This is a genomic window from Polystyrenella longa (genome assembly GCF_007750395.1).
Taxonomy (GTDB): Bacteria; Planctomycetota; Planctomycetia; order Planctomycetales; family Planctomycetaceae; genus Polystyrenella; species Polystyrenella longa.
The window spans coordinates 1155819-1177500 of sequence record NZ_CP036281.1 but is presented as its reverse complement, the minus strand read 5'-3'; the positions used below and the strand labels follow the sequence as shown (position 1 = coordinate 1177500).

Below are 21682 nucleotides of genomic sequence, written 5' to 3'. Positions count from 1 at the left end.
GATCATCACGCCGGATATTATTATAACCTGACCGGGCACGTCCCCGATCCGACGTTCATCTCCAAAGGGAATAACCGAACTCCTTACGCCGACGACTGGCCCTACATGGGAAGCGTGGTCAGCGCGAAGGGTCAGAAGCACCCGAACCTGCCTAGTGCGATCACCCTGCCCCACAAACCGAGCAAAGCTCCTTATACTCGTCCGGGACAGTTCGCGGCTCGATTGGGCGTGGAACATGACCCCCTGTACCTTCAGGGAAGTCACGAGACCCCGCTGCAATTTAAAGCCCCCGCATTAATTCTGGAAGGGGACACGACTGCGGACCGGGTAGCGTCTCGACAGGAATTGCTTCAAACCATTGATAAAGCCCGACGCGACTTTGATCAATACTCGGTCACCAACACCTGGAGTAAACAACAGGAGCGGGCATTCTCGCTCTTACTTTCGTCGAAGACGTCCGACGCCTTCAACGTGGAAAGCGAACCCAAAGAACTTCGCGAGCGGTACGGCGAAACGGTCAACGGGATGAGCCTGTTATTAGCACGGCGGCTGGTTGAAGTCGGTGTTCCCTTTATCACCGTCTTCTGGAAAGAGAACACCGCTATCCAGAGCAAGTGCAAAAGCGCGGGCGGTTGGGATACGCATGGAAACAACTTCAATTGCTTGAAAGATTTCCTGCTACCTGAATTCGACCGGGGTTATTCGGCGCTGCTGGAAGATCTCTCCAACAGGAATCTGCTGGATGAGACGATGGTGCTGGTCACCAGCGAAATGGGTCGCACTCCGAAGATTGGCGACATCCGATCCGGTGGCGTCAAAGGTGCAGGCCGAGATCACTGGACTCATTGTCATTCGAATCTGTTCGCCGGTGGTGGCATCCGTGGTGGTCAGGTTTACGGATCGAGCGATAAGTACGGCGAATACCCCGCCAGCAACCCGGTCACACCCGCTCATGTGGTGAAGACCGTTTATGAATCGATGGGGGTCCATGACCTCGAATTCATCGACAAAGAAAAACGCCCGATGAGTCTGCTGACTGAGGGCAAGCCGATCATGGAATTGTTCTGAGTAGAAATGCTTTGGAAACACCATCTAAGCGGGTGGCCCGGACAATCTCAAAGAGTTGTCTGGGTGCTGAAAGCACACTTAAGCAATGGATCATCTCCAGTCGGAATCGGTTGAGGAAGCGATTTGATTCAGTCTGTTTGCAGTACTTTTGTGTTGCTGCGCAATCCAGACAACTCTGCGAGATTGCCTGGACCACTCCTCGTTGGCAATGATAAGCACCTCATTACCAAGATTGTGTTAGACAGCCAACGCAGGAGTTTGCTAATATAGTTCCATCGCGCACTCCGGCTTCGAGGGTACCGAGTTCTTTAGTTCCCTTCTTGCTCATCCGATTCAGATATAAGGAAATATTATGAATGCCACTCGGTTTGCTAGCTGCCTGATTTTCGTGGTTTCGATTCCTCTCTGCCTGGTGAATGCCTCCGCGCAGGAATTTACCGATGGCGAAACGCCGGCGACAGTGTCTAGTGCGAGCGGGACGCTGAAGAAAAATGAAAGCCTGCTTAAGGCACCTGTCAAGATTGAGATCAAAGCGGATCGTACAGTCGAAGAAGCGATACGTGACATGGCGGAAGCGGCGGGACTGACCATGGAACTCGAAGGTCTGGACCAGAAGATTCTCGCCAGTGTTTACTCCACTTCAGTGAACCAAAGTTTCACGATTGATGCGGAAAACTTTCAGGTAGCCTTGAATGATTTCGCGCGAATGCTACTGCGAAACTACGAGGGCGACCTCAATATCGAAGCGGTTTACCGACGAACGTTTCTCGCTGTGCCTACCGGTAAAGGGATGCTGATTGCGAATCCACTCGTCCGGATGAGTTCGCCCTGTGAACAAGTTACTAAGATATATGCTCTCGCAGAGCTCAATGTGGATAATACTTCTGAAGAATCGGCGCTGCATACCAGCCAATTGACTGAGTTATTGAAGTCACACATTCCCGTCTACTGGCGAACAATCGGTTTTAGCGGACAATCGACGCATCCCCTGGAACATACTTTTATGACTCATCAGCTAAACGAAAGCGAAAGCGAAGCTTTCGAAGCTCTCCATATCGCGAGCAGCATTACCTACCTGCAAGTTCCAAAAGTGTTGGTAATCAAAGCTCCGCGCTCGGTGCATTATGAGATCACTCAGTTGTTGGAGGAGATAAAAGAATCCACGGAGAAAAATCCTTCGGCCCCCGAGCTACTAGGTGGCCATGGCGGTTCACCCCGTTAAGATGTGATATAAGATTAAAGAAATGCTGAAGCACAGGGAGAAATTCAACGGGCTGTCAAGCAGGAAATCCAATGTTGGACTCCGGTAGCGACAGCATTTCCCTCTCTTATTCAAGAAGTATGGACTCTGATGCAGTAAGGCCTCCGACTAAAGGAGCATTCCTATCGCAATTACTTTGATTGGAAGCGGTAGGGAATAATTGCTCGTCACGAATACAACCATCTGGCATCACGGGGTTTCAACTCAACTTAATATCTTCACGATTCGGGCTCATTCGTGGTATCGAGTTAATGCTTGCCAGTATGTCCGTTCCGTAAAGTATGATTGACCTCTCGCCTCTATGTGTTTTGATATTAGACCTAATTCATCGTCTAATGGAGCATACTCCTTGGCAAGTTCCTTGCCAGAACTTTTGTCTATGAGAAAAATAGAATCTAATGCAACAGCACGATATTCACTCAACTCCTCATTGTCATTGAGTATCTCTCTTAATATGGGAAGAGCTGCTGAATAACGTCCATTACCGAGGAATTGAATCGCAGCAAAACGCCTGGAAAGTTCCTTGTCCCCTATGTGCGATAGCACAATAGGCACAACAGGTTCTCCACAGAGAATAAGCGGATCCATGATCATATCTTCGGGTAAATCCTCTGACGTGAGGAACTCATTGAAGGACTTTTCTGGGGATTGGTACGTGGCAAAACTGAAGAGTAAGATTAGCAGAGAAACGAACGATGAGACTCTAAGGAATATTCCCATTGACTCTGTGCCCACTTTTTTAACGAGTTTCTTATGAGAAAAATATCAAACAGGAAAGCTAAAAACCTCGACAACAATTCTTTAATCTGTTGAAAAAGGTTAGTTTATCTGCACGCAGAAGGATTCATATTACTTAAATCTTCTCCAAGTATAAAAGCATGGTTTTGTGAAGACGATGGCACACCCACATTACCATCTGAGGTCTTAAGCTGATGTAAGAGGTCTATTCATCTTTTAAAGCCCATATGCGTCTCTGTCAGCTTTGATTACTTGCAGTTTAACAGCGTTTTGATTTACGTATTTTACGACTAAAGGAATGAAACAACATTTACACATGTTTTGCTGGAATGCTTTATCAGGAATTGCCGCAGCGAGAGGGAATCGGCACACCGCCAGGCGATGCCGCGTTGGGAGTCGATCCCTTCGAAATACCCCACCATCAGCATGCGGAAGTAGACGCCGGGAGGAATCGACTTTACGTCCCCGTTCGTGATAGTAGGGAGCGCATAACTCTTCGAGAAACGCATCAAACCCGGCTTCCCGCAGCAACTTGTTGAGCCGGATATAGAAATGATGCCCGGGCGCGGTCAGCTTGCGTGTCTCGACCCAGAGTGATTCCTGCCGTTCGTGCTCACGTTTTCCGAGTGCCATGCCGTTCCTCCGTTGACCATTGCGACTGAATGCGATGGGAGAGAAGATATCAATTGAAGATTCCGGCGCGTAGGGAGAAATTCAACGGGCTATTAGGTGGTTCGCTGTTTTAGAATCCCAACAACCATAAATCACGGTCCCAAGCATCTACGTTAACCGCATCAACAACGGAGTTACTATGCGTTTTAAAAAATCACTACTGTACGTCTTGCCTTGCGTTGTCGTCGGTCTTTCTTACGCCGCGAACCCGTGCCGTAGTGAAGAGGAATCTGTTGCCGAATCGAAAACGGAACAGACTCTCAAGGTCGCCCAGGTCGTTAACCCGGAGTCGACAGCTGCTCTCCAACTGGCCGAGAATAAACAGAAGCTGAATCAACCGCTCAGAGTCGAGCTGAAAGCAACCCAGACAGTTGATGAAGCGATTCTTGCGATGGCTAAGGCAGTCAAGCTCGACGTGGAATTCGAAGGTCTGATTGGACGGAAAACGTTTGAAGAGATTTATAGCAAGACACTCGGCACGGACGTGACGTTGGAATCGCAAAGCTTCCAGGATGGATTGAATGATTTAAGCCAGCAATTGTTTATTCATTACAGTAATGAATATCAAGCCGAATTCAAAAACATGTTATATGAGTACCTTGCCATTCCTACAGAAGGTGGCGTCCTCATTGCCAATGTCGGTCTCCGAATCTTTGCTCCAAGCGAAATGTCGCGAAAATTCTACGACGTTAGTTTTTACTCGGTGCAGACCGATCAGCAAAGCCCCGGTGCTGCCGAACTGATTGACCTCCTCACGAATCAGATACATGTTTACTGGCGATTTGCCGATCGTCTATTCGAGCCCATAAGTGGCAGCATTGTTCCCATAGAACAAGCGGATAACGACATGGACCTGCGACGTCAGGTCAGTCACCTGCAGTACCTGCCGAGTGTGAACATCCTCATCATCACGGCCCCGCGATCCGTGCATTACGAAGTCGAGACACTATTCGAATTAATCCGCGAAGCGAAACGGGAACAACCCGCTCCTCCAATTCCGCAACCCCAACCGACTTATAACGCGGGTTAGTAACTTGCGGAAATGCTAATTATCAGGCAGGATGATATAGCTAAACCTGTGTAACCGGTGCTGTTCGTCTAAAGAAGGACTCTGCTCATGATACGCCTTTGCTTTGCCGTATGTCTTTTTGTTTGCTGCTGTTCAGCTACAACTCAAGCCGAAGACTGGCCGCACTGGTTGGGGCCTCAGGGAGATTCTATCTGGCGGGAGAGTGGAATTGTCAAGGAATTCCCTGCCGAGGGACCGAAGGTACTGTGGCGAACACCCATCGGGGAGGGTTACTCCGGCCCTGCCGTCGCGCAGGGATATGTGATCGTCACGGACTATGTTTCCGATTCCGGCCCCAGTCATTACGAAGGGACTCAGCGGGATAAACGGACGGGGAAGGAACGGATTCTGGCTCTGAGTGAGTCGACGGGCGAGATCGTCTGGAAGCATGAGTACGACTGCCCTTACAACATCTCGTACGGAGCGGGGCCCCGGTCGACTCCTGCGATCGAAGGCAACCGGGTGTATTCCGTCGGGGCAATGGGCGATCTTAAATGTCTGAGCCTGGATAAAGGCGAGGTCATCTGGGAAGTCGATTTCAAAAAGAAATACTACGACCGCCCGGCTCATTGGGGTTCCTGCACGCATCCCCTGCTCCATAACGACATGCTGTTCTGTATCGTGGGTGGAGAGGGTTCGATTGCCGTGGCGTTTGATAAAACGACTGGCAAAGAAATCTGGAAGAGCTTGTCGGCCAGCGATATCGGTTACTCCTCGCCAGCGATCACTCAGGCGGGTGGAGTGGAGCAATTGATCATTCTGTCGGGCGACTCGGTTAACGGTCTCAATCCGAAGTCAGGTGAAGTCTACTGGACTCACCCATTTGATACGATCTACGGTCTGGCTGTGATCACTCCGAGGGTGAAGAACCATTACCTGTTTGTCGCTGGTACGCCCCAGAAATCGGAGATGCTTCAATTGAACAAGGACAAGCCTGCCGTCGAGCAGTTGTGGGAAGGGAATGGACGCCTGGGGATTTCGGCGCAATCGAGTATCCCCTTTATGGAAGGAGACTTCATGTATGGTGTGAACGGGAATGCGGCGTTTGTCTGCTTTGATGTCAAAACGGGCGACCATCTCTGGAGCACGTATGAACCGACGACCGGGGAACGTTCTAAGAAAGGAGCGACTGCTTTTGCAGTAAAACAGGAGGACCGCTTCTTTCTATTTAACAGCGAAGGCGACCTGATCATCGCCAACCTGAACCCGGAAAGTTACCAGGAACTCGATCGCACCCACCTGATCGACCCTGGCCCTTCCACCAACGGAATGCAAATGGTCTGGTGTCACCCGGCCTTCGCCAACAAGAACATCTATGTCCGCAACCACGAAGAGATCATCGGTGTGTCACTGGCGAAGTAGTACCGAAGTGACTTAATGCAAGATGTTGGTTGGAACCACAGAAAGACACGGATTCACACAGCTGAACTGATGCAAACAGAATTAACTGCCTGACTCACCACGACCCCATTTTATTTAGGGCCGAAGGTAGGCATCATTTCTTCGAAGAGGGGTTTGACTTGTTCGAATTCATCGGCATCGCATTCGAGCAGTACGTTCAGTTGATATTTCGCATTGAGGAGTGTGAGCCGATACCCTTTGCGTTCGCCTCCGAAAAAGGTGCTGTAAGTGTATTCGGATAGATGGGAGTTTCCGCCTCTGTTTTTCAGACGGTCACGGTCCACTTCGGACCAGTCGGGGTGCTTCTCGACGAGTTTGGCTCCCATGAGGTCGTGGACATCGTCGACGGGAAAACGCTCCGGCTTTTCGCCGATGACACCCGGGCCTCTGGAGATATCGGCAAACAGCGACCCCACCAAGCTGTCCTCTGCCGAGATTTTAATGGAGCCGTGCTCGACGGAAGCTCGTTTTTTTACCCCTGACGCTGCCCATCCTTTGGGATACTGAAATTGAAAATTACTGTCGCGCGTTCCCCAGGTGTCATATTCTTCCGGCATGACGAACTCTTCTGCTATGGCACCTCCTCCGGATCCAGGTATGCCTACGAAGTAAACCAGCGCTCCGATTCCACAAAGCAACAGAGGAATCATCCCGATGAGTACATACAAGAGCACTTTGCTTTCTTGCTTTTCGGGTTCTCGTTTTTTTGATCGACGTTTTTTGCCGGTCGCCGGTCCGTCTTCGAATTCGTCGCGTACCACCCGGCGTTTTTTGGCCGGTTTCCGAGCCGAGCGTCTTGGAGGAAGCGATGATCCTCCCGATGAACTTGCCCCCACTGATTCGAATTCATCTGCCGTTGATTCGGGGCGAACCACGAAATGAGCAGAGCACTGGGGGCATTTTTTCTTACGTCCAATGACCTTCTTATCGCGCATTTTGAAACGCGTCTGACATTCTGGACATTGAACAGCGAAAGAGGTTTTCGGCACAGGCTTCCCCTTTGAGCGAGTGGGCTGGTACCCTTACAGAAATGTAGCAGATGTGAAAAAGTAGAAGAGACCTCCTTTATATAGTTAAAATGGCGCCACAGCAAGACTTGTTAATAAGTCAACAGGTCAGGAATGTAATGATCCAAACTGTCATATGCATCGGTCTAATCGAGGAAGAATACATGTCGACAGAAGCAGAAAAACAAAATGAGGAGCAGAAAGCCCCACGACGATGGCGCTGGATTGGGTCGGGTTTATTCATTCTGAGTGTATTCTCGTTTGCCCTCGTTTACGCATTCAGCAGCGGCCCAGCCGATGCCCTGCTCTATATTGATACATCCACCACGTCGAATGAAAAACTCGATTGCAAAGTGTCGATCGAAAACTTTTCCCCGTGCATCGCAGAAATTTATCGAATGCAGCCGCTTCCTGATGGCACCATCTACAAACATACTATGTCTGAAATGTATTTAGATTCACCTCCTTTTTCAAATCGACTTGAAGCCTTCTTCGAGAGAAGCCCAGGAATTATTTGGAGAGTTGGAAGTTCGCATTTTTTCACGTCCGATAACGAATGGTTTGTGAAAAAAGGAGATCAGATTTGGCTCCTCAAAGGGGAGCCGATCAAACTCTTAAGCTACGTTCAGCACAGTGAAAATCCGGAGGACAAAGAGTCCCAGGTTATTGAACTCTTCATTCGGATTTTTGAAAAGTGATGATTGATAGCCAACTCGCATGTCTAGAAGTAGAACCTGTACTTTTTTAGTCACTGGGAAATCGGGGCAAAAACTGAGGTCGATAAAAAAAACCGCACGAGAAATCGTGCGGTGATATTAGCCGTGAACAAACATTAAAGAAGCGTGCGATTAGAGACGTTCTTTCGGTATCGTTTTGTTCTTCTTTTGACGCGACTCGAGTGTCTTTCCATTCTTGGTCGAAGGAGCACTCTTGAGCGGGTTTTCGGTCCCCTGTAATGGATCACCGGGAGTAATTTCCGAAAGGCGTTCGTTTACGCGGGTGGTGTATTCTTCGGACAATTCAAATCCGAGAAATTCCCGGTGGAGTTTTTTAGCGACGGCAAGTGTGGTGCCGCTTCCCGAGAAGGGGTCGAGGACTTTGGCTCCCTCGTGAGTGCAGGCGCGGATAATGCGAGCAAGAATCAATTCCGGCATCTGGCAACCGTGCCATCCTTTGCGCTCTTTGAACGTTCCATTCACACGAGGGACGTACCAGGTATCTTCTTCGGATTGGAACGACTCTGGAATATCCTGTGGCCGAAGAATCCAGGTATCGTCCGGCAGACGTCCTTTCGGGTTGGCTCGCTTGTCACCGTAGACGAGTTGGCGCGCGGAAGGGATGCGAATCTGAGGATCGTCGGCGTTGAAGGTGAACTCTTTCGGATTCTTAACCATATGAAAGAGATGCGCGTGCGAGCGGCTGAATTTGTTTTTACAGTTCACGCCAAAGGTGTAATACCAGATGACCCAACTGCGGCAGTGCAGGCCGAGTTCTCTCTGCATCATGACTTTGAGTTCGGCCGCGTATTCGTCACCAATCGCCAACCAGAAGGTGCCATCAGGTTTGAGAACTCGGACAACTTCACTGAGCCAGGTTTTCGACCAGTCGAGATACTCGTCAGCAGAGCGGTCGTCATTGTACGTGTCGTAATCGTATCCGATGTTGAACGGAGGATCGGCGAAAGCAAGATCAACCGAGCCACCTTCAAGCTGTTGCATCCCTTTAATGCAATCGCCCTGTCGTACTTGATTCCAATTTGTCGCCATGGCGATGTTGCCTCCCTGTCGCGTTCAGTGCCTGGTTGTCGTCGACGTCGATCAATAATCGACCTGCTCCCAGCGTCGTCAGCCTATTCTGTCGTCAGTCAATTCTGTCATCAGTCCTTCACAACCGGGTTGGTTAAAGTACCGATGCCAGTGACGGACATATGAATAAGGTCGTCCTGTTCGAGCGAGAATTCATCGGGAGGAATGATCCCGGTACCGGTGAGCAGAATCGCTCCGCCAGGGAATTCATTATCGCGACCAAGCCAGGCGACGAGTTCCGTCAGAGATCGGTGCAGTTGATCGAGGGCGGTCTCTCCGGAGACGATGGTTTCTCCATTGCGTTCGATTTTCAAACGGACTTCAATTTCGGCAAGGTTCAACTCTCCGTCGCCCGCTAAAAGAATGGAAGGTCCGAGGGCACAACATTCTTTGTATAACTTTGCCTGGGGCAGATACAGCGGGTTTTCCCCTTCGATGTCGCGGGCCGACATGTCATTTCCGATTGTGTACCCGACAATCTTCATGTCAGGGTTTATCACCAGGGCGAATTCGGGCTCCGGGACAGACCAGTTGCTGTCATAGCGAACACGAACAGGCTTACCAGGGGCGACGACGCGGTTGGGAGTCGCTTTAAAGAACAGTTCGGGGCGATCCGCTTCGTAAACTTTATCGTAATGAGAAGCACCCGTTTCGGATTCTTCCATACGGGCCTGTTGGCTCCGCTTGTAGGTCACACCCGCGGCCCAGACTTCCTGCTGATCCAGCGGTGGCAGCCATTCCACCTGTTCAACCGAGACGGGGTCCAGCTTGGTATCGATGAGGAACCGGGTTAAGCCAACGGGATCAGGGGAATGCAGGATGTCCGACAGCGTTTTCACATTCTCAACTTGAGTCAGATCAAGCAGACGGACTTCGTCGCCTTCAACAACTGCCGGTGTAACTTCTCCTGCTGCAACAACTTTGGCCAGTTTCATGGTGTCACCTTACTGAAAGTGGGATTCCCCGGGATTAATCTCGGTCGTATTGTAACAATCAGACTGCTCGGTCATCGCAGCTACAGGACATGTTGCGAATTATTTTTTGGACCGATAACGCCGGAGGGCTTCGAGTGTTTTCATAAAGTCTTCCGGTAATGGTGCCTCAAATTGCATTCTTTTTCCACTCTGCGGGTGGGTGATTTCGAGACGAAAAGCATGAAGAGCCTGACGGGAGATCAGAACTTCGTCCAATTCGATATCGGACAGACCTGATGACGCGACATCGGTCAAATTGGATAGCCTGAACTCCGGCCCCCCTTTGTAAAGAACGTCCGCCAGCAGGGAACAGCCCTTATGCTGCATGTGTACTCGCAGCTGATGCGTACGGCCAGTCTCGGGAAGCAGCTTAACGTAGGTGAAACCGTCGAAACGCTCGAGCACTTCGAAGAACGTCTTCGCAAACCGGGTGTTCTCGGCTTCTTCGGTGACGATCATCCGTTCGCGATTACGGTAGCTTTGCCGGATGTGCGTCTCGATGTAGTCCGCATCGAAATCGAGTTCGTACCAGGTAAGCGCCCGGTATTCCTTGTTGACGACACGATCTGCAAACTGCTTGCTCAGCTTGTCATGAACCTGATTATTTTTGGCGATGATGATGACGCCAGTCGTGTCGCGATCGAGACGATGCACGATACCAGGTCGATGTTGCCCGGCACTGTCGGAAAGCTGATCAAAATGAAACTGCAGTGCCCCGGCCAGAGTTCCACTGTAGTTGCCTTTCCCCGGGTGCACAATCATATTGGCTTGTTTGTTAATGACGACGAGATGCTCATCTTCATAGATTACGTCAAGCGGGATGTTCTCGGGCTGAATGCTGCTGTCCGGCTCTTCCGGAAGCCGGACAGTAATGCGATCGTTCACGCGTAAACGGCGCGATTTTTTGGCGTCCAGCCCATTCACTTGCACCGCACCGATGCGGATTGCACGATTGAACAGTTGACGACTGTAGTTGGGGTAGAGCCGCGTGAGGTAATGGTCAAGTCGCCAGCCATGTGCCCGGGACTCCACGACCAGATCCACCGGATCCGAAGTCAGCTCCGGTGGTGTCTCTAAGAATTCCAAGGGGTCTTCAGATTCGTTATCGTTATCGTTATTCATTCGGGTTGGGCGGGTTCAGCGGGAACCTCTTCTGCCGAAGTCTCAGCAGCAGTTTCCGTTGCTTCCGCTGGCTTGGCTTCTTCGCTGGCTGATTCTTCAGGAGTAGATTCAGCCGGTTTAGGTTCTTCAGTTGCTGGCTCTTCAGTGACTGGTTTTTCTGCAGCGGGATCTTCCGTGACAGGTTCTGCTGGAGTCGAATCTTCGCTGGCTGGTTCTTCAGGCGTGGCAGTTTCCGCTTTTGCAGGCGACTGCGGCGTCATCTGCGGTCCAGTAGGGGCAGACGCATCCGGTACAGTGGCTCCGGGGACAGTGGCTCCGGGGACACTACCGCCTGGTGAGAGCAGTCCTTCGAGAGGATTGTTTAACATTCCATCCAGGGGACGTTGTTCGGCGATGGGTTTTCCGGCGTTTTCAGCCATCCATTTATACATCGCCTGGACGTTCGGTTTTTTCAACCGTTGTGCGCGTCTAACGGCATCGGGTGTGTAGACCGATGTTTCTCCGAATTCGTTGACGAAGATTTCGAAAGTTTCAACTGCCTCTGTGGTGTCACCATCGCATAACGCTTCCAGCGTGCAGCCTTTGCCATACAGCGAGAGTTCCCGTAATTCTTTGTCTGAGGATTTTTCCAGAATCAAGTTGTAGTTTTCAAGTGCCTGTTTAAGATCAGAAACGGCGCCCGCGCGGTCCGAAAACATCAAAATAACGCCGTTAGCAAGCAGCGCGTCGGCTTCTTTAACGGAAGCCCAGTACCCAATCTGAGTATCTTTGTAACGGGAATCGGAAGCGATGCTGCCGTAATCCTGCTGTGTATAAGCGGTAAGCATACCCGACGCCGCACTGGCGGTCTCGGAAGAGGGAGGTCGATGCATCCACAACCAGACAACCGCAGCAATCACAATGGCCAGTCCAACGGCAACGATCATGCTGAGATTCTTCTCCAGAAAAGGCTTGGTTTTCACCAGCAAGTTCTGCAGATCGTTTTCTTTAAGATGGTGGCGTTCTTCACTTTTCATGGACTCGCCCTTGCGAGAAATTCTGGAAGCTGCCTCGGTTCACCTGCAGGTGGGCTCTCTGCTGCAATCCATAGAGTGGGTCAGCAAATGCCACCAACGATGATCGAGACCGGTTCGAGGGGGGGGGGAAGATGGAAAAATCGAAAGTCGCAAGTATAGATTCACTACGGGATTAAGGTCAACCTCGACGGGTGGCTGCTGGACGGTTCGGGGAGTTCCCGCAGGAAACAGGCCTGGAACAGGCCCCATCTTACGGACATATGGCCCTGTTTTCGGGGAAAAAGGGAGGATTATAAGACTTGCCCAAGAAAAAACCGGCTGGCAATCGGGGCAATTCGTGGGGTATACTTGCCATCAGTCGTCTTTTAACACAAAATGAGACTGATGTAATTCCTGACCGCCCAACACGTTGAGATTAGATTTCCAATGAATCGCACCGTCAAAAAAATGGTTTACGGATCACTGGCCGTCGCCATCGTGGTTGGTATTCTCTGTATTCTCGACCTGATTCTGGGGATCCCCTTCCGCGGAACGACCACCCTCGACATCGTCCTGCTGATCTGCTGTGCGATCGTTGGCTACATGGGTTTTAACGTTAAACGCGAACAATCCTGAGCTGAATCTCTCGAGTCACCTCGCTTTTTGTGCCTTCTGAGCCCTGATTGCGCCCCTCTACTCCAAAACCGATCAGCTATTGCGACATGGCCACGCTCTCATGTCAGCCAGAGGAATGTTGCTGCGGTGATGATCAGAGCGAAGACGACGTTCATCTGAATCCCCACCCGCGCCATTTGCTGCATGCTCACCACGCCCGAACTGTAGACAATCGCATTCGGTGGCGTCGCAATGGGCATCATGAAGGCACAACTGGTCGAAAGAATTGCGGGGAGCATGAGCAATTGTGGGTCGGTTCCCAAACCTATTGCCGTGAGTGCCAGGATTGGCATTAGCGCACTGGCGGTGGCCACGTTCGAAGTGAACTCGGTTAAAAAAGTCATCAACAGGCAGATCGAGAGAACCCACGCCCAGGGAGGCCAACCGGAAAGATGCGTGACGAGAACTTGTCCGATCCAGTTGGAAAGTTCGGTGGCCTGCGCGGCAGACGCAATCGCAAACCCACCCCCAATTAAAAACAGAATTGCCCAGGGAACTTTGTTAACCGTATCCCAATCCATAAGAGGTCTGGCGAATTTCGCCCCCTGCCCTTTGACTGGGATGAAGAACATCAGTAGTGCGACGCCAATCGCTACGGTTGAATCGTGCAGATACTTGGTTTTCGTCAGATCGATTTCGCTGAAATAACTGAGATGACTTAACAGAAATGGACGCCACCCGGGAATCACAAACTGCTCGGTGATTTGGATAGGCTCTCGGAAAATCCACAAGAACGCCGTGCAGACAAACAGTACTCCCATTACGTATTCGGCCTGCGAAGGTGGTCCCAACTCACGCAGTTTGCGATCGATGAAACCGGTTTCCCCCACGGTACTATCAGACATACGCGGCAATCCACGAATTAACATCAACCACGCGGTGATCAAGAGCACGATTCCCACCGGCACAAAATGAATCATCCATTGTCCGGCCGAAAGCGGAGCTTGATCTGGAAATTGATCCGCCCAGACTTTCACGAAAATCAGATTTGTTGGCGTTCCTACCAATGTCGTACTGCCGCCAATGCTGGCAGCATACGCTATACCCAATAATAAGACTGGCGAGAGCAGCGCCAGTTCTTTACGGGTGCGTCCCGTTTCCCGTAGCGAAGTTAACAGCGCCGTCGCTAGCGGTAACATCAAGAGAGTCGATGCGGTATTGCTGATCCACATCGACATACAGGCTGTCCCCAGCATGAACCCCAGCACCAGACGGCGCGGATTTTCTCCGACGCGCTTCACGACATGCAGCGCCATCCTCCGATGCAGGTTCCACTTCTCAATCCCAAGCGCAATGATGAACCCGCCCAGGTACAGCAGGATGTTTTGATCCATATATTGCTGACTGACCACGTCGGAAGGCATGATGGCCAGCAGCGGGAAAGCAACGAGAGGAATTAGACTGGTCGCACCAGTGGGAAGAGCCTCGGTGAACCAGAAGACCCCCATTAACACGACAGTCGCAATCAACCGCATCGCTGCGGGTTGCATTCCTTCGGGAACGGGGAGCAAAAGCGTGATTGCAAACAGAGCAAACCCAATCGGAATCCCCCAGCGGGGAGCGGGCGCAGTTTCAGCGGAATCAGGGAGGGGAGGAGTCGACATGGCACATGTCATCTTTGAGAGAAACCAGAAGGAGAAAAGCAGACTATACCCGGACTTACCCCTGAGCTCAAAGGTACCGACACTCTCACACTTTCAGTATCCTCGATACGCGAAGCCACTTTCAATCAGTCAACAGAAAGCAATCAGCCAATAGAAAGATGAGCGAGATCAAGAACAGAACACCGCAGATGACCATTGACTGGAGACCAACATCGTAGACCGGAGAAACCATTCTCCAATTTAAGGCAGGCTCTGCTCGTCTGAGATATTCTTTTCAGAGGCAAGGCTCGTTTGTGATTACTCTTTTCACACGGTGTGTTTCGCAACATACTCAGACAATAAGTCAGTAATAACTACTCTCCAATTTTTGGTAATTCACTTAAGAGAAAAACAGCCTTCTCCGGGAAATTCGTGGAGTCATTACTAAACACTTCCTCACCCTTACTTAATCGCGGGCAGGTATTTGTCCATGGCTTCGAACATTTCGCCGACATTGGGTTTGAAGACGTCGCCGATGAGGATATCGACCAGGTTGGAGTGATATTGCGGGTGGACCTTCAGGAATTCACCAAAACGGAATTCGGGAGTGTAGAAGGCCAGAACCAGTTTACGGAAGTTCTCGACTCCTTTACGGTAGTCGGCTTGCCAGGCTCCGAGGCGTTCGGGAGAGAGATCGTTCGCTTGCAGGGCTTCGTGAACGGCATCGGCGGCGACCATGCCGGAATGCATCGCGAGAAACACGCCGGAGGAATAGACTGGGTCGATAAAACTGTAGGCATCACCAATCAACATCCAACCGGGGCCGGCACCTTGAGTCGACTTGTAACTGAAGTCTTTCGTGGTGCGGAACTCGGTGGGCCATTCGGCACAGTCCAGTCGGCTTTGTAAACCGACGCAGCGGCTCAGTTCGTCCTTGAAGATCTCTTCTGGAGTCCCTCTCTTATTGCCGAACATGTAATCCATTTCGCCAGTGCAACCGACGGAGACAATGTCATCTGTTAATGGGATGTACCAGAACCAGGATTTCTTGCCTTCGGTGGAGAGAATGAGCGTTGCTCCCTCGTCTCGGCCTTCACCACGTCGGGCTCCTTTAAAGTACGACCAGACCGTTCCTTTTTGCAGTTGAGGATCGGGTTCTTTCAATTTGAGCCGGGAGGCCAGAAAAGCAGTTTGTCCGGACGCGTCGACAATCACTTTGGACGCAATCTCCTGGGTGGTTGCCTCGTCTCCTTTTCCGAAGCGAACCTTCACTCCCGTGGCGCGGTCGCCGTCAAAAAGGACATCCAATACCTGCCCGCCTATACGGACATCGGCCCCTTTCTCGCGGGCATTGTCGACGAGAAGCTGGTCGAATTCGCTGCGAACGACTTGCCAGGTGATCGCGCTTTCGTGGTCGTTGTATTCATCGAAGTAAAACGGAGACGATTCTCTTCCGTCACCGGAAATAAACTGTACGCTGTATTTGCGTGGAAACTCGGAGGCCTTCATTTTTTCGATGAGCCCCAGTCGCTCCAATGCCCAGTAGGTTTCGGGAATCAAGGATTCCCCTACATGAAACCGGGGAAAAGGAGCTCGCTCGAGTAGCAGGACGGAATGCCCTTGCTCTGCGAACAGTGCGGCGAACGAACTTCCGGCGGGGCCAGCGCCAATCACGATGGCATCGTAAGCGGCAGCGGGGGCTTCCAGGTTGTCGAGAATATTTGACTCAGGAGCGGGCATATCCATAAGGGGCAAGACCTGTTGATGATAGACTATTGCGGAATCGTTAGTACGCTTATTGTAGTCAGGCTGAGGCAGGGAAACCACTGGAAATCAACCGGTTTTCCTCCTCTATAGTGAACACCAGTCGAAGGATTTTTTCGAGAACCTGCGGAATTCGAGAACCGAACTCTATTTTGCTAAAATAACCGCATTTTGTGGTTTACAAGTTGGGTGAATTCGTATCTCCTATATAATGCAAGAGGCGCCATTCTCAACAGACCTGTTCAGGTAACATACTTATGCGACTTCACGGATACCGGTTTTCTTTATTACTTCTGACCTGTCTTGCATCCGTGGGGCAATTCGGACTGCTTTTGTCTCCAGCTGCAGCCGAAGAATCGCGTCTTGCCGAACAGATTGACGCTCGACTGCAAACCGTTTGGAAAGCACAACAACTCGAACCGGCGGAAATTACATCGGATACCGAATTCATCCGCCGGGCGACGCTCGATTTAACAGGCCTCATTCCGCGCGTTGCTGAGATTTATGAGTTTCAGGAAAACGATTCTCCCAACCGCCGCGCCGAATTAATTGACGACCTGCTCTCCCGTCCCCGGCACTCGGTGCATCTGGCGAATCTATGGCGGTCGTATCTACTTTCGGAGAACATCGAAAACCTGAATGCCGCCCAGATCGGTGGGTTCGAAGAATGGCTCCGTAGTCGGTTTCGAGACAACGTTTCTTACAACCAACTCGTACGGGAATTACTACTGGCCGAAGGAAGTTTCGATCAAGTTGGACCGGCGCTGTATTATTCATCGCTCCAAGTGAAACCGGAAGAACTCGCCCGCAGTACCTCACGAACGTTTCTGGGAGTGCAACTCGACTGTGCACAATGTCACGATCATCCGTTTGACGACTGGAAGCAGACCGACTTCTGGAGTTTCGCCGCCTTCTTCGCTCAGATTTCACCACAGGCAGACGGCAACGGACAAATGATACAGGGAGGCCCCCAATTGACAGATCTGCCTACCGGCGAAGTTTTTCTACCGGATAGCGAAGAGAAAGTTCTCCCCCGCTACTTCGGTGAAACGGAACCAATCGATACTAAGACAACCACTCGCCGGTCGGCGCTCGCCGACTGGATGACGAGCGAAGAGAACATGCTGTTCGCCCGAGCGACGGTGAACCGGGTTTGGTCGCATCTGTTTGGGTTAGGAATCGTCAACCCTCCTGACAACTTCAGCAGCAGTAATCCCCCCATGGATGAAGAGCTACTCGACCTGATTGCCCATGACTTTGTAGAGCATCAATACGACTTGCGTTATCTACTGCGAGAATTAACCAACACGCACGCGTATCAACTTTCCAGCCGTGGAGCAGAAAACGAAGCTCAAGAGCAAAACGACCAACGTATCCGCTATTTCGCCCGACATGCGATGAAACCTTTCACCGCCGACCAACTGTACGACGGCTTAGCTCAGGCAACTTCACAACCGCTGCTTTCTTCGGCGGCCGGTATGTTTGATATTGATCCCCGACGGACGGAGTTCATTCAGAAATTCAAACGGACGGGCGACAATCAGACCGATTATCAATCAGGCATTCCTCAGGCACTGACATTGATGAATGGAACATTAACCAATCAAGCGGTCACGGTTGAAGAGAGCAATATACTGAAGGCACTCTCGGCCCCCTTCTACACCGATGCCGAACGAATCAATACGCTCTTTCTGGCCACCTTATCGCATCCCCCTGAGGAGGAAACAGCGGCGATGTTTCTCGACTATTTAAACGAACAACCTGATTCCCAGTCGAAGCAAGCCGCCCTCGGTCACATTCTCTGGGCACTGCTCAATTCGGCAGAATTCACCATGAATTATTGAGGAAAGATCTCATCGTAATTTGACCAGTTTTCCTTACTCCGTATGTCACTGCGGGCTTGGTCATTAATAGCTTAAGATGAGTTACAGATTGAGATCATTTACACCTTGAGACAATCAGACTAATCGGCAGTTAACAGACTGCCGATTAGTCAATTAATTAACATTCAACTATCAATAAAAGAGGTGTCCCTGTGTGGAACATCAATCGACGTCGCTGTTTGCAGACTCTTGCGGGAAGTATCGCGGGGGCGAGTGCCAGTCCCTGGTTGCGACCACTCGCGCAGGCGATGGCGGCGGAAAAAACGGGTTCCCCGAAACGCAATTTGATCGTCCTCTGGATGACGGGGGGCCCGAGTCAGCTAGACACGTTCGACCTCAAACCGGAACATGAGAACGGAGGCGAGTTCAAACCGATCGACACCAACGTTCCCGGTATCCAGATCAGCGAACATCTTCCGCAGTTGGCGCAACAGGCAGACAAGCTGGCGATCATCCGCAGCCTCAGCACCAAAGAAGGAGACCACGCCCGCGGAACGTACCTGATGCACACGGGCCAGCGTCCCGGGGCACCGATTAACTATCCATCGATCTGTGCTTCCTTATCGAAAGAACTTCGTGGTTCAGACGATACGTTGCCCAACTTCATGTCTGTTGGTGGTCAGTTGATTAACTTCGGCATGGAAATCGGCCCGGGGTTTCTCGGCCCCGGTTTCGCCCCTCTCTCTGTCCGGGCTCAGGCCATACCATCCCAGGGAGGCGGTACGCCTACGGATGCCTCTGCTGAAAGCAATCCCAACAACGAAAACGCCGCGATGGCTTATCCCTCGTTTCGGGTAGAAGACCTTGCCCTCGGGGGGAGTCTGGATGCCGACCAGCATCAGAAACGGACTGAACTCTGGAGCCGGTTACAGACCGACTTTGCCAACCGGCAGGGAACGTCCTCGGCACTCGCCTCGCATCAGACTGTTTATCAACGGGCGATGAATATGATGAATGGTCCGGCAGGAAAACTGTTCGACCTGAGCGATGAACCCGAGGAACTGCGGCAGGCTTACGGAACGGGGGTCTTCGGTCAAAGCTGCCTGCTCGCGCGTCGGCTGATCGAAGCGGGAGTCTCCGTCATTGAAGTTCCGTTCGACGGTGTCAGCTGGGACACTCACGCGGACAACTTTACTGCTGTCAAAAATCTCTCCGGTGAACTCGACTCTGCCTGGTCGACCTTAATGACCGATCTTGACCAACGAGGCCTGCTGGAAACGACGACGATCCTCTGGATGGGAGAGTTCGGTCGCACCCCGAACATCAACGGGAACAGTGGCCGCGACCACTTCGCCCAGGCCTGGAGTTGTGTCTTCGCCGGAGGCGGCATCAACGGCGGTCAGGTCTACGGTGCCACCAACGAATCCGGTATGGAAGTCACCAACCAGAAAGTCGAAGTCGGCGACGTCCTCACCACCCTCTGCGACGCAGTCGACATCCCGTCCTACACCCAGAACATGTCGAACCTGGGCAGACCGATTAACATCGCGGAGGGTACGGCGATTGTGGATGTGCTGAGTTAGGCTTGCTTTACCCATTAATATAAAGCGATAATTTAATGCTGACTTACCTGAAAAAGAATTTGTTTTTCGCCTGTGCTCTGATGCTGCTGGCTGGATGGTCGCAGGTCGTCGCACAGGATGTCGACTTGGATCAACTGATCGAAAAAATCACAGAAACTGAAAAACTGTTTTCGGGTGATTTAGACGTACAATACACATGTGAATACATCCGCAAAGAAAGAATCGGGGAACCTAAAAATCGACCTGCCTCACCTTTTCGAGCCTATCGCTATTTCACTGACAAAGTGCACTTCGTTTCACAAGGAGAGATGTTCTTTAGTTCGACAACTAAAGAACATCTCTACACAGACACATTTGAAACAATAGACAATGAGCCACTAGTCCCAGAACTTTCCAAATATTTCACACAATACAATGGAAAAGAAATAACTTCAGTTGCAAGTAGTACACTTGGTGTTTTTGCCTATCTTACCGACCGCGATACGACAAATCATTTACATCAGAGTTTCCCTTACAAGCTGGCTATCCCAAATAGCACATTCAGTTCAGGAAAACTCAGTGTTGCAATGCAAGGATATGATAAAGCGAAAAGCGACCCTGCCCTGAGTAAGCGTCTTTATAATCCGTACACAATAGAGATTGAAGAATTAAAGTCGGCAGAGTTCCCAAACCACACGAGATTGACTTTCCAGTTTCACCAGTCAACGACCATTGAACAACATCGACTAGAAGACCTTGGCCATCGAGAAGTGTTTATCCTGAACAATGCCAAGAACTTTCTTACCGAGAGACATGAAATGTATGACCCCAAGTTCGGTTCAACCACCACTCCTGCCTCTGCAGGAACAGTCCTGAAATGGAGCCAAACCACATCGGGGGTCTGGTATCCACAACAAAGCCTCATACAATTTTTTAGTACAATCCAGAACGGTACGAAAAGGATCAAAAAAAACTGGGATCGACAGTATGAATATACTATCGATGATTTTAGTTTCTCCCCTGAATACGACGATGTTTTTTTCAACCAGGTTCAGATTCCTGTGGATGCAAGAGTCTTCAAGAATGGCGTCGAATTAGCTGACATGCAGTGATCCAGTGCCATTTGCTTTCCCTTTACGAAACGGTTTTCGTAAAGGGGAAATAGCATCTTTGTATTAGAGATTATTTGCCTTCGTTCTGAATGATTCCTTTTTTCCTCTTCTCGAACTTTCAATTGCTACTCCATTTCCCGGTATCATATCCTTGTGCCTCGTCGGGGCATCGTGTTGAATAGAGGGGATGAATTCGGGTGGGTTTGCTCTGCCGGGGTTTGTCGGCGACTGTTTCCTTCGAGTTTCAACCACCCGGGAGTTTTTTACACAATGCCTGCTCTTCGTTTATCACTCATGCTAGTTGCCGGACTGGCTGTTCTTATTCCCTCCGCTGCATTCGCCCAGACAGCAGGTCCGGGGGACCCATTGAAGTACCCTACCCTCTCGATGAAGGGGCTGCCGCTTGTTTTCTCCGATAACTTTGAATCGGGTGCGGCGGAACTGTGGGAACCTACCGATGCAACGGCATGGGAAGTCATTCAGCAGGGCAACAACCACGTGCTGAACCTCAACAAAAAACGGAGCGATTTCAATCCGCCCGTTCGCTCCCCTTACAACCGTAGTCTGATAAAAGATGCCACCGTCTCTGACTTCGTTCTCGATCTGCACCTGCAATCGACTCATGAAGATTATGGTCACCGGGACCTCTGCATGTTCTTTGGGTACCAGGACGACTCGCATCTCTACTACGTCCACCTTGGAAAAAAAGCAGACCCGAATGCGAACCAGATTTTCATCGTCAACAATGCGGATCGCAAAATGATCTCCCTTGAGTCGACCCCTGGAACCGACTGGGATGACAACTGGCATCACGCCCGCATCGTTCGCGACACGGGTAACGGAAGTATTGAAGTTTACTTCGACAACATGGACAAACCCGTGATGCGGGCGGAAGACTCGACCTTCACTACAGGTCGCGTCGGTGTCGGCTCCTTCGATGATACAGGCAGTTTCGACAACATCCTGTTGTTCGGATCATCAGTGGAGAAATAACATCGCACCCACTGCTGAATTCAGCTGATCGAAATCCCCGCCACAGAGAGAACGCCCC

Annotated in this window: 18 protein-coding genes and 1 pseudogene (1 of these 19 running past the window's edge); 10 read left to right on the top strand and 9 right to left on the bottom strand. The window is 50.9% G+C overall.

The features are described 5' to 3' along the window. Together Pla110_RS04460 and Pla110_RS04455 are read left to right on the top strand one after the other, a co-directional pair. Positions 1-1068 carry the 3' portion of a DUF1501 domain-containing protein gene (locus tag Pla110_RS04460; protein WP_231742913.1) on the top strand. 381 nt of this gene lie to the left of the window's left edge, so only the last 1068 of its 1449 coding nucleotides appear in the window; its start codon lies off the left edge, out of view; it ends in the stop codon at positions 1066-1068. 352 nt (positions 1069-1420) lie between these two features. Beyond that, positions 1421-2290, top strand: a complete 870-nt coding sequence (locus Pla110_RS04455; protein WP_144993649.1) for a hypothetical protein — start codon at positions 1421-1423, stop codon at positions 2288-2290. Positions 2291-2560: 270 nt separating this feature from the next. Here Pla110_RS04455 and Pla110_RS04450 read toward each other — a convergent pair whose 3' ends face one another. Continuing rightward, positions 2561-2917, bottom strand: coding sequence for a hypothetical protein (locus Pla110_RS04450; RefSeq protein ID WP_144993647.1), 357 nt, complete (start codon positions 2915-2917; stop codon positions 2561-2563). 488 nt (positions 2918-3405) lie between these two features. Continuing rightward, a pseudogene (locus Pla110_RS23250) lies at positions 3406-3700 on the bottom strand (transposase); the annotation flags it as partial. Positions 3701-3878: 178 nt separating this feature from the next. Between Pla110_RS23250 and Pla110_RS04440 the strand changes: the two are divergent. After that, a complete protein-coding gene (locus Pla110_RS04440; RefSeq protein ID WP_144993645.1) occupies positions 3879-4769 on the top strand; it encodes a hypothetical protein in 891 nt (296 codons plus the stop codon). Positions 4770-4856: 87 nt separating this feature from the next. After that, positions 4857-6170 (top strand): PQQ-binding-like beta-propeller repeat protein, encoded by a 1314-nt coding sequence (locus Pla110_RS04435; protein WP_144993643.1) that lies wholly within the window; start codon positions 4857-4859, stop codon positions 6168-6170. 110 nt (positions 6171-6280) lie between these two features. Here the strand turns inward: Pla110_RS04435 and Pla110_RS04430 are convergent, their stop codons facing one another. Continuing rightward, complete coding sequence (locus tag Pla110_RS04430) at positions 6281-7198, bottom strand: MJ0042-type zinc finger domain-containing protein (protein WP_144993641.1); 918 nt, start codon at positions 7196-7198, stop codon at positions 6281-6283. Positions 7199-7287: 89 nt separating this feature from the next. Here Pla110_RS04430 and Pla110_RS04425 point away from each other — a divergent pair, with 89 nt between their 5' ends. Then, a complete protein-coding gene (locus tag Pla110_RS04425) occupies positions 7288-7914 on the top strand; it encodes a hypothetical protein (RefSeq protein WP_144993639.1) in 627 nt (208 codons plus the stop codon). 150 nt (positions 7915-8064) lie between these two features. Here the strand turns inward: Pla110_RS04425 and Pla110_RS04420 are convergent, their stop codons facing one another. The 4 genes from Pla110_RS04420 to Pla110_RS04405 form a co-directional block, all read right to left on the bottom strand. Then, the gene (locus tag Pla110_RS04420; protein ID WP_197440501.1) at positions 8065-8982 is read right to left on the bottom strand and encodes a DNA-methyltransferase; all 918 of its coding nucleotides are present in this window, start codon (positions 8980-8982) and stop codon (positions 8065-8067) included. Between the two features lie 110 nt (positions 8983-9092). Continuing rightward, positions 9093-9956: a fumarylacetoacetate hydrolase family protein gene (locus tag Pla110_RS04415; RefSeq protein ID WP_144993637.1), complete on the bottom strand. Its 864-nt coding sequence runs from the start codon at positions 9954-9956 to the stop codon at positions 9093-9095. 99 nt (positions 9957-10055) lie between these two features. Next, positions 10056-11117, bottom strand: a complete 1062-nt coding sequence (locus Pla110_RS04410; RefSeq protein WP_144993635.1) for an RluA family pseudouridine synthase — start codon at positions 11115-11117, stop codon at positions 10056-10058. Beyond that, positions 11114-12133, bottom strand: a complete 1020-nt coding sequence (locus tag Pla110_RS04405) for a tetratricopeptide repeat protein (RefSeq protein WP_144993633.1) — start codon at positions 12131-12133, stop codon at positions 11114-11116. The genes Pla110_RS04410 and Pla110_RS04405 overlap by 4 nt, the downstream gene beginning before the upstream one ends. Positions 12134-12559: 426 nt before the next feature. Here Pla110_RS04405 and Pla110_RS04400 point away from each other — a divergent pair, with 426 nt between their 5' ends. After that, positions 12560-12748 carry a hypothetical protein gene (locus tag Pla110_RS04400; RefSeq protein WP_144993631.1) on the top strand — a complete coding sequence of 63 codons (189 nt, stop codon included), beginning with the start codon at positions 12560-12562 and terminating at the stop codon, positions 12746-12748. A 98-nt stretch (positions 12749-12846) separates the two neighbouring features. Here Pla110_RS04400 and Pla110_RS04395 read toward each other — a convergent pair whose 3' ends face one another. Both Pla110_RS04395 and Pla110_RS04390 read right to left on the bottom strand, forming a co-directional pair. Continuing rightward, complete coding sequence (locus Pla110_RS04395) at positions 12847-14391, bottom strand: SLC13 family permease (RefSeq protein WP_197440500.1); 1545 nt, start codon at positions 14389-14391, stop codon at positions 12847-12849. A 441-nt stretch (positions 14392-14832) separates the two neighbouring features. Beyond that, entirely contained in the window at positions 14833-16116 is a 1284-nt protein-coding gene (locus Pla110_RS04390; protein ID WP_231742911.1) for an NAD(P)/FAD-dependent oxidoreductase, read from the bottom strand. Positions 16117-16391: 275 nt separating this feature from the next. On the opposite strand from Pla110_RS04390, the gene Pla110_RS04385 reads away from it, so the two are divergent. The 4 genes from Pla110_RS04385 to Pla110_RS04370 all read left to right on the top strand — a co-directional run bounded on the left by Pla110_RS04385 (position 16392) and on the right by Pla110_RS04370 (position 21624). Further along, positions 16392-17978 carry a DUF1549 and DUF1553 domain-containing protein gene (locus tag Pla110_RS04385; RefSeq protein ID WP_144993627.1) on the top strand — a complete coding sequence of 529 codons (1587 nt, stop codon included), beginning with the start codon at positions 16392-16394 and terminating at the stop codon, positions 17976-17978. A 191-nt stretch (positions 17979-18169) separates the two neighbouring features. Then, positions 18170-19540, top strand: a complete 1371-nt coding sequence (locus Pla110_RS04380) for a DUF1501 domain-containing protein (RefSeq protein ID WP_197440499.1) — start codon at positions 18170-18172, stop codon at positions 19538-19540. 35 nt (positions 19541-19575) lie between these two features. Next, positions 19576-20631 carry a hypothetical protein gene (locus Pla110_RS04375; RefSeq protein WP_144993625.1) on the top strand — a complete coding sequence of 352 codons (1056 nt, stop codon included), beginning with the start codon at positions 19576-19578 and terminating at the stop codon, positions 20629-20631. A gap of 270 nt (positions 20632-20901) precedes the next feature. Next, complete coding sequence (locus Pla110_RS04370) at positions 20902-21624, top strand: hypothetical protein (protein WP_144993623.1); 723 nt, start codon at positions 20902-20904, stop codon at positions 21622-21624. Positions 21625-21682 lie beyond the last annotated feature (58 nt).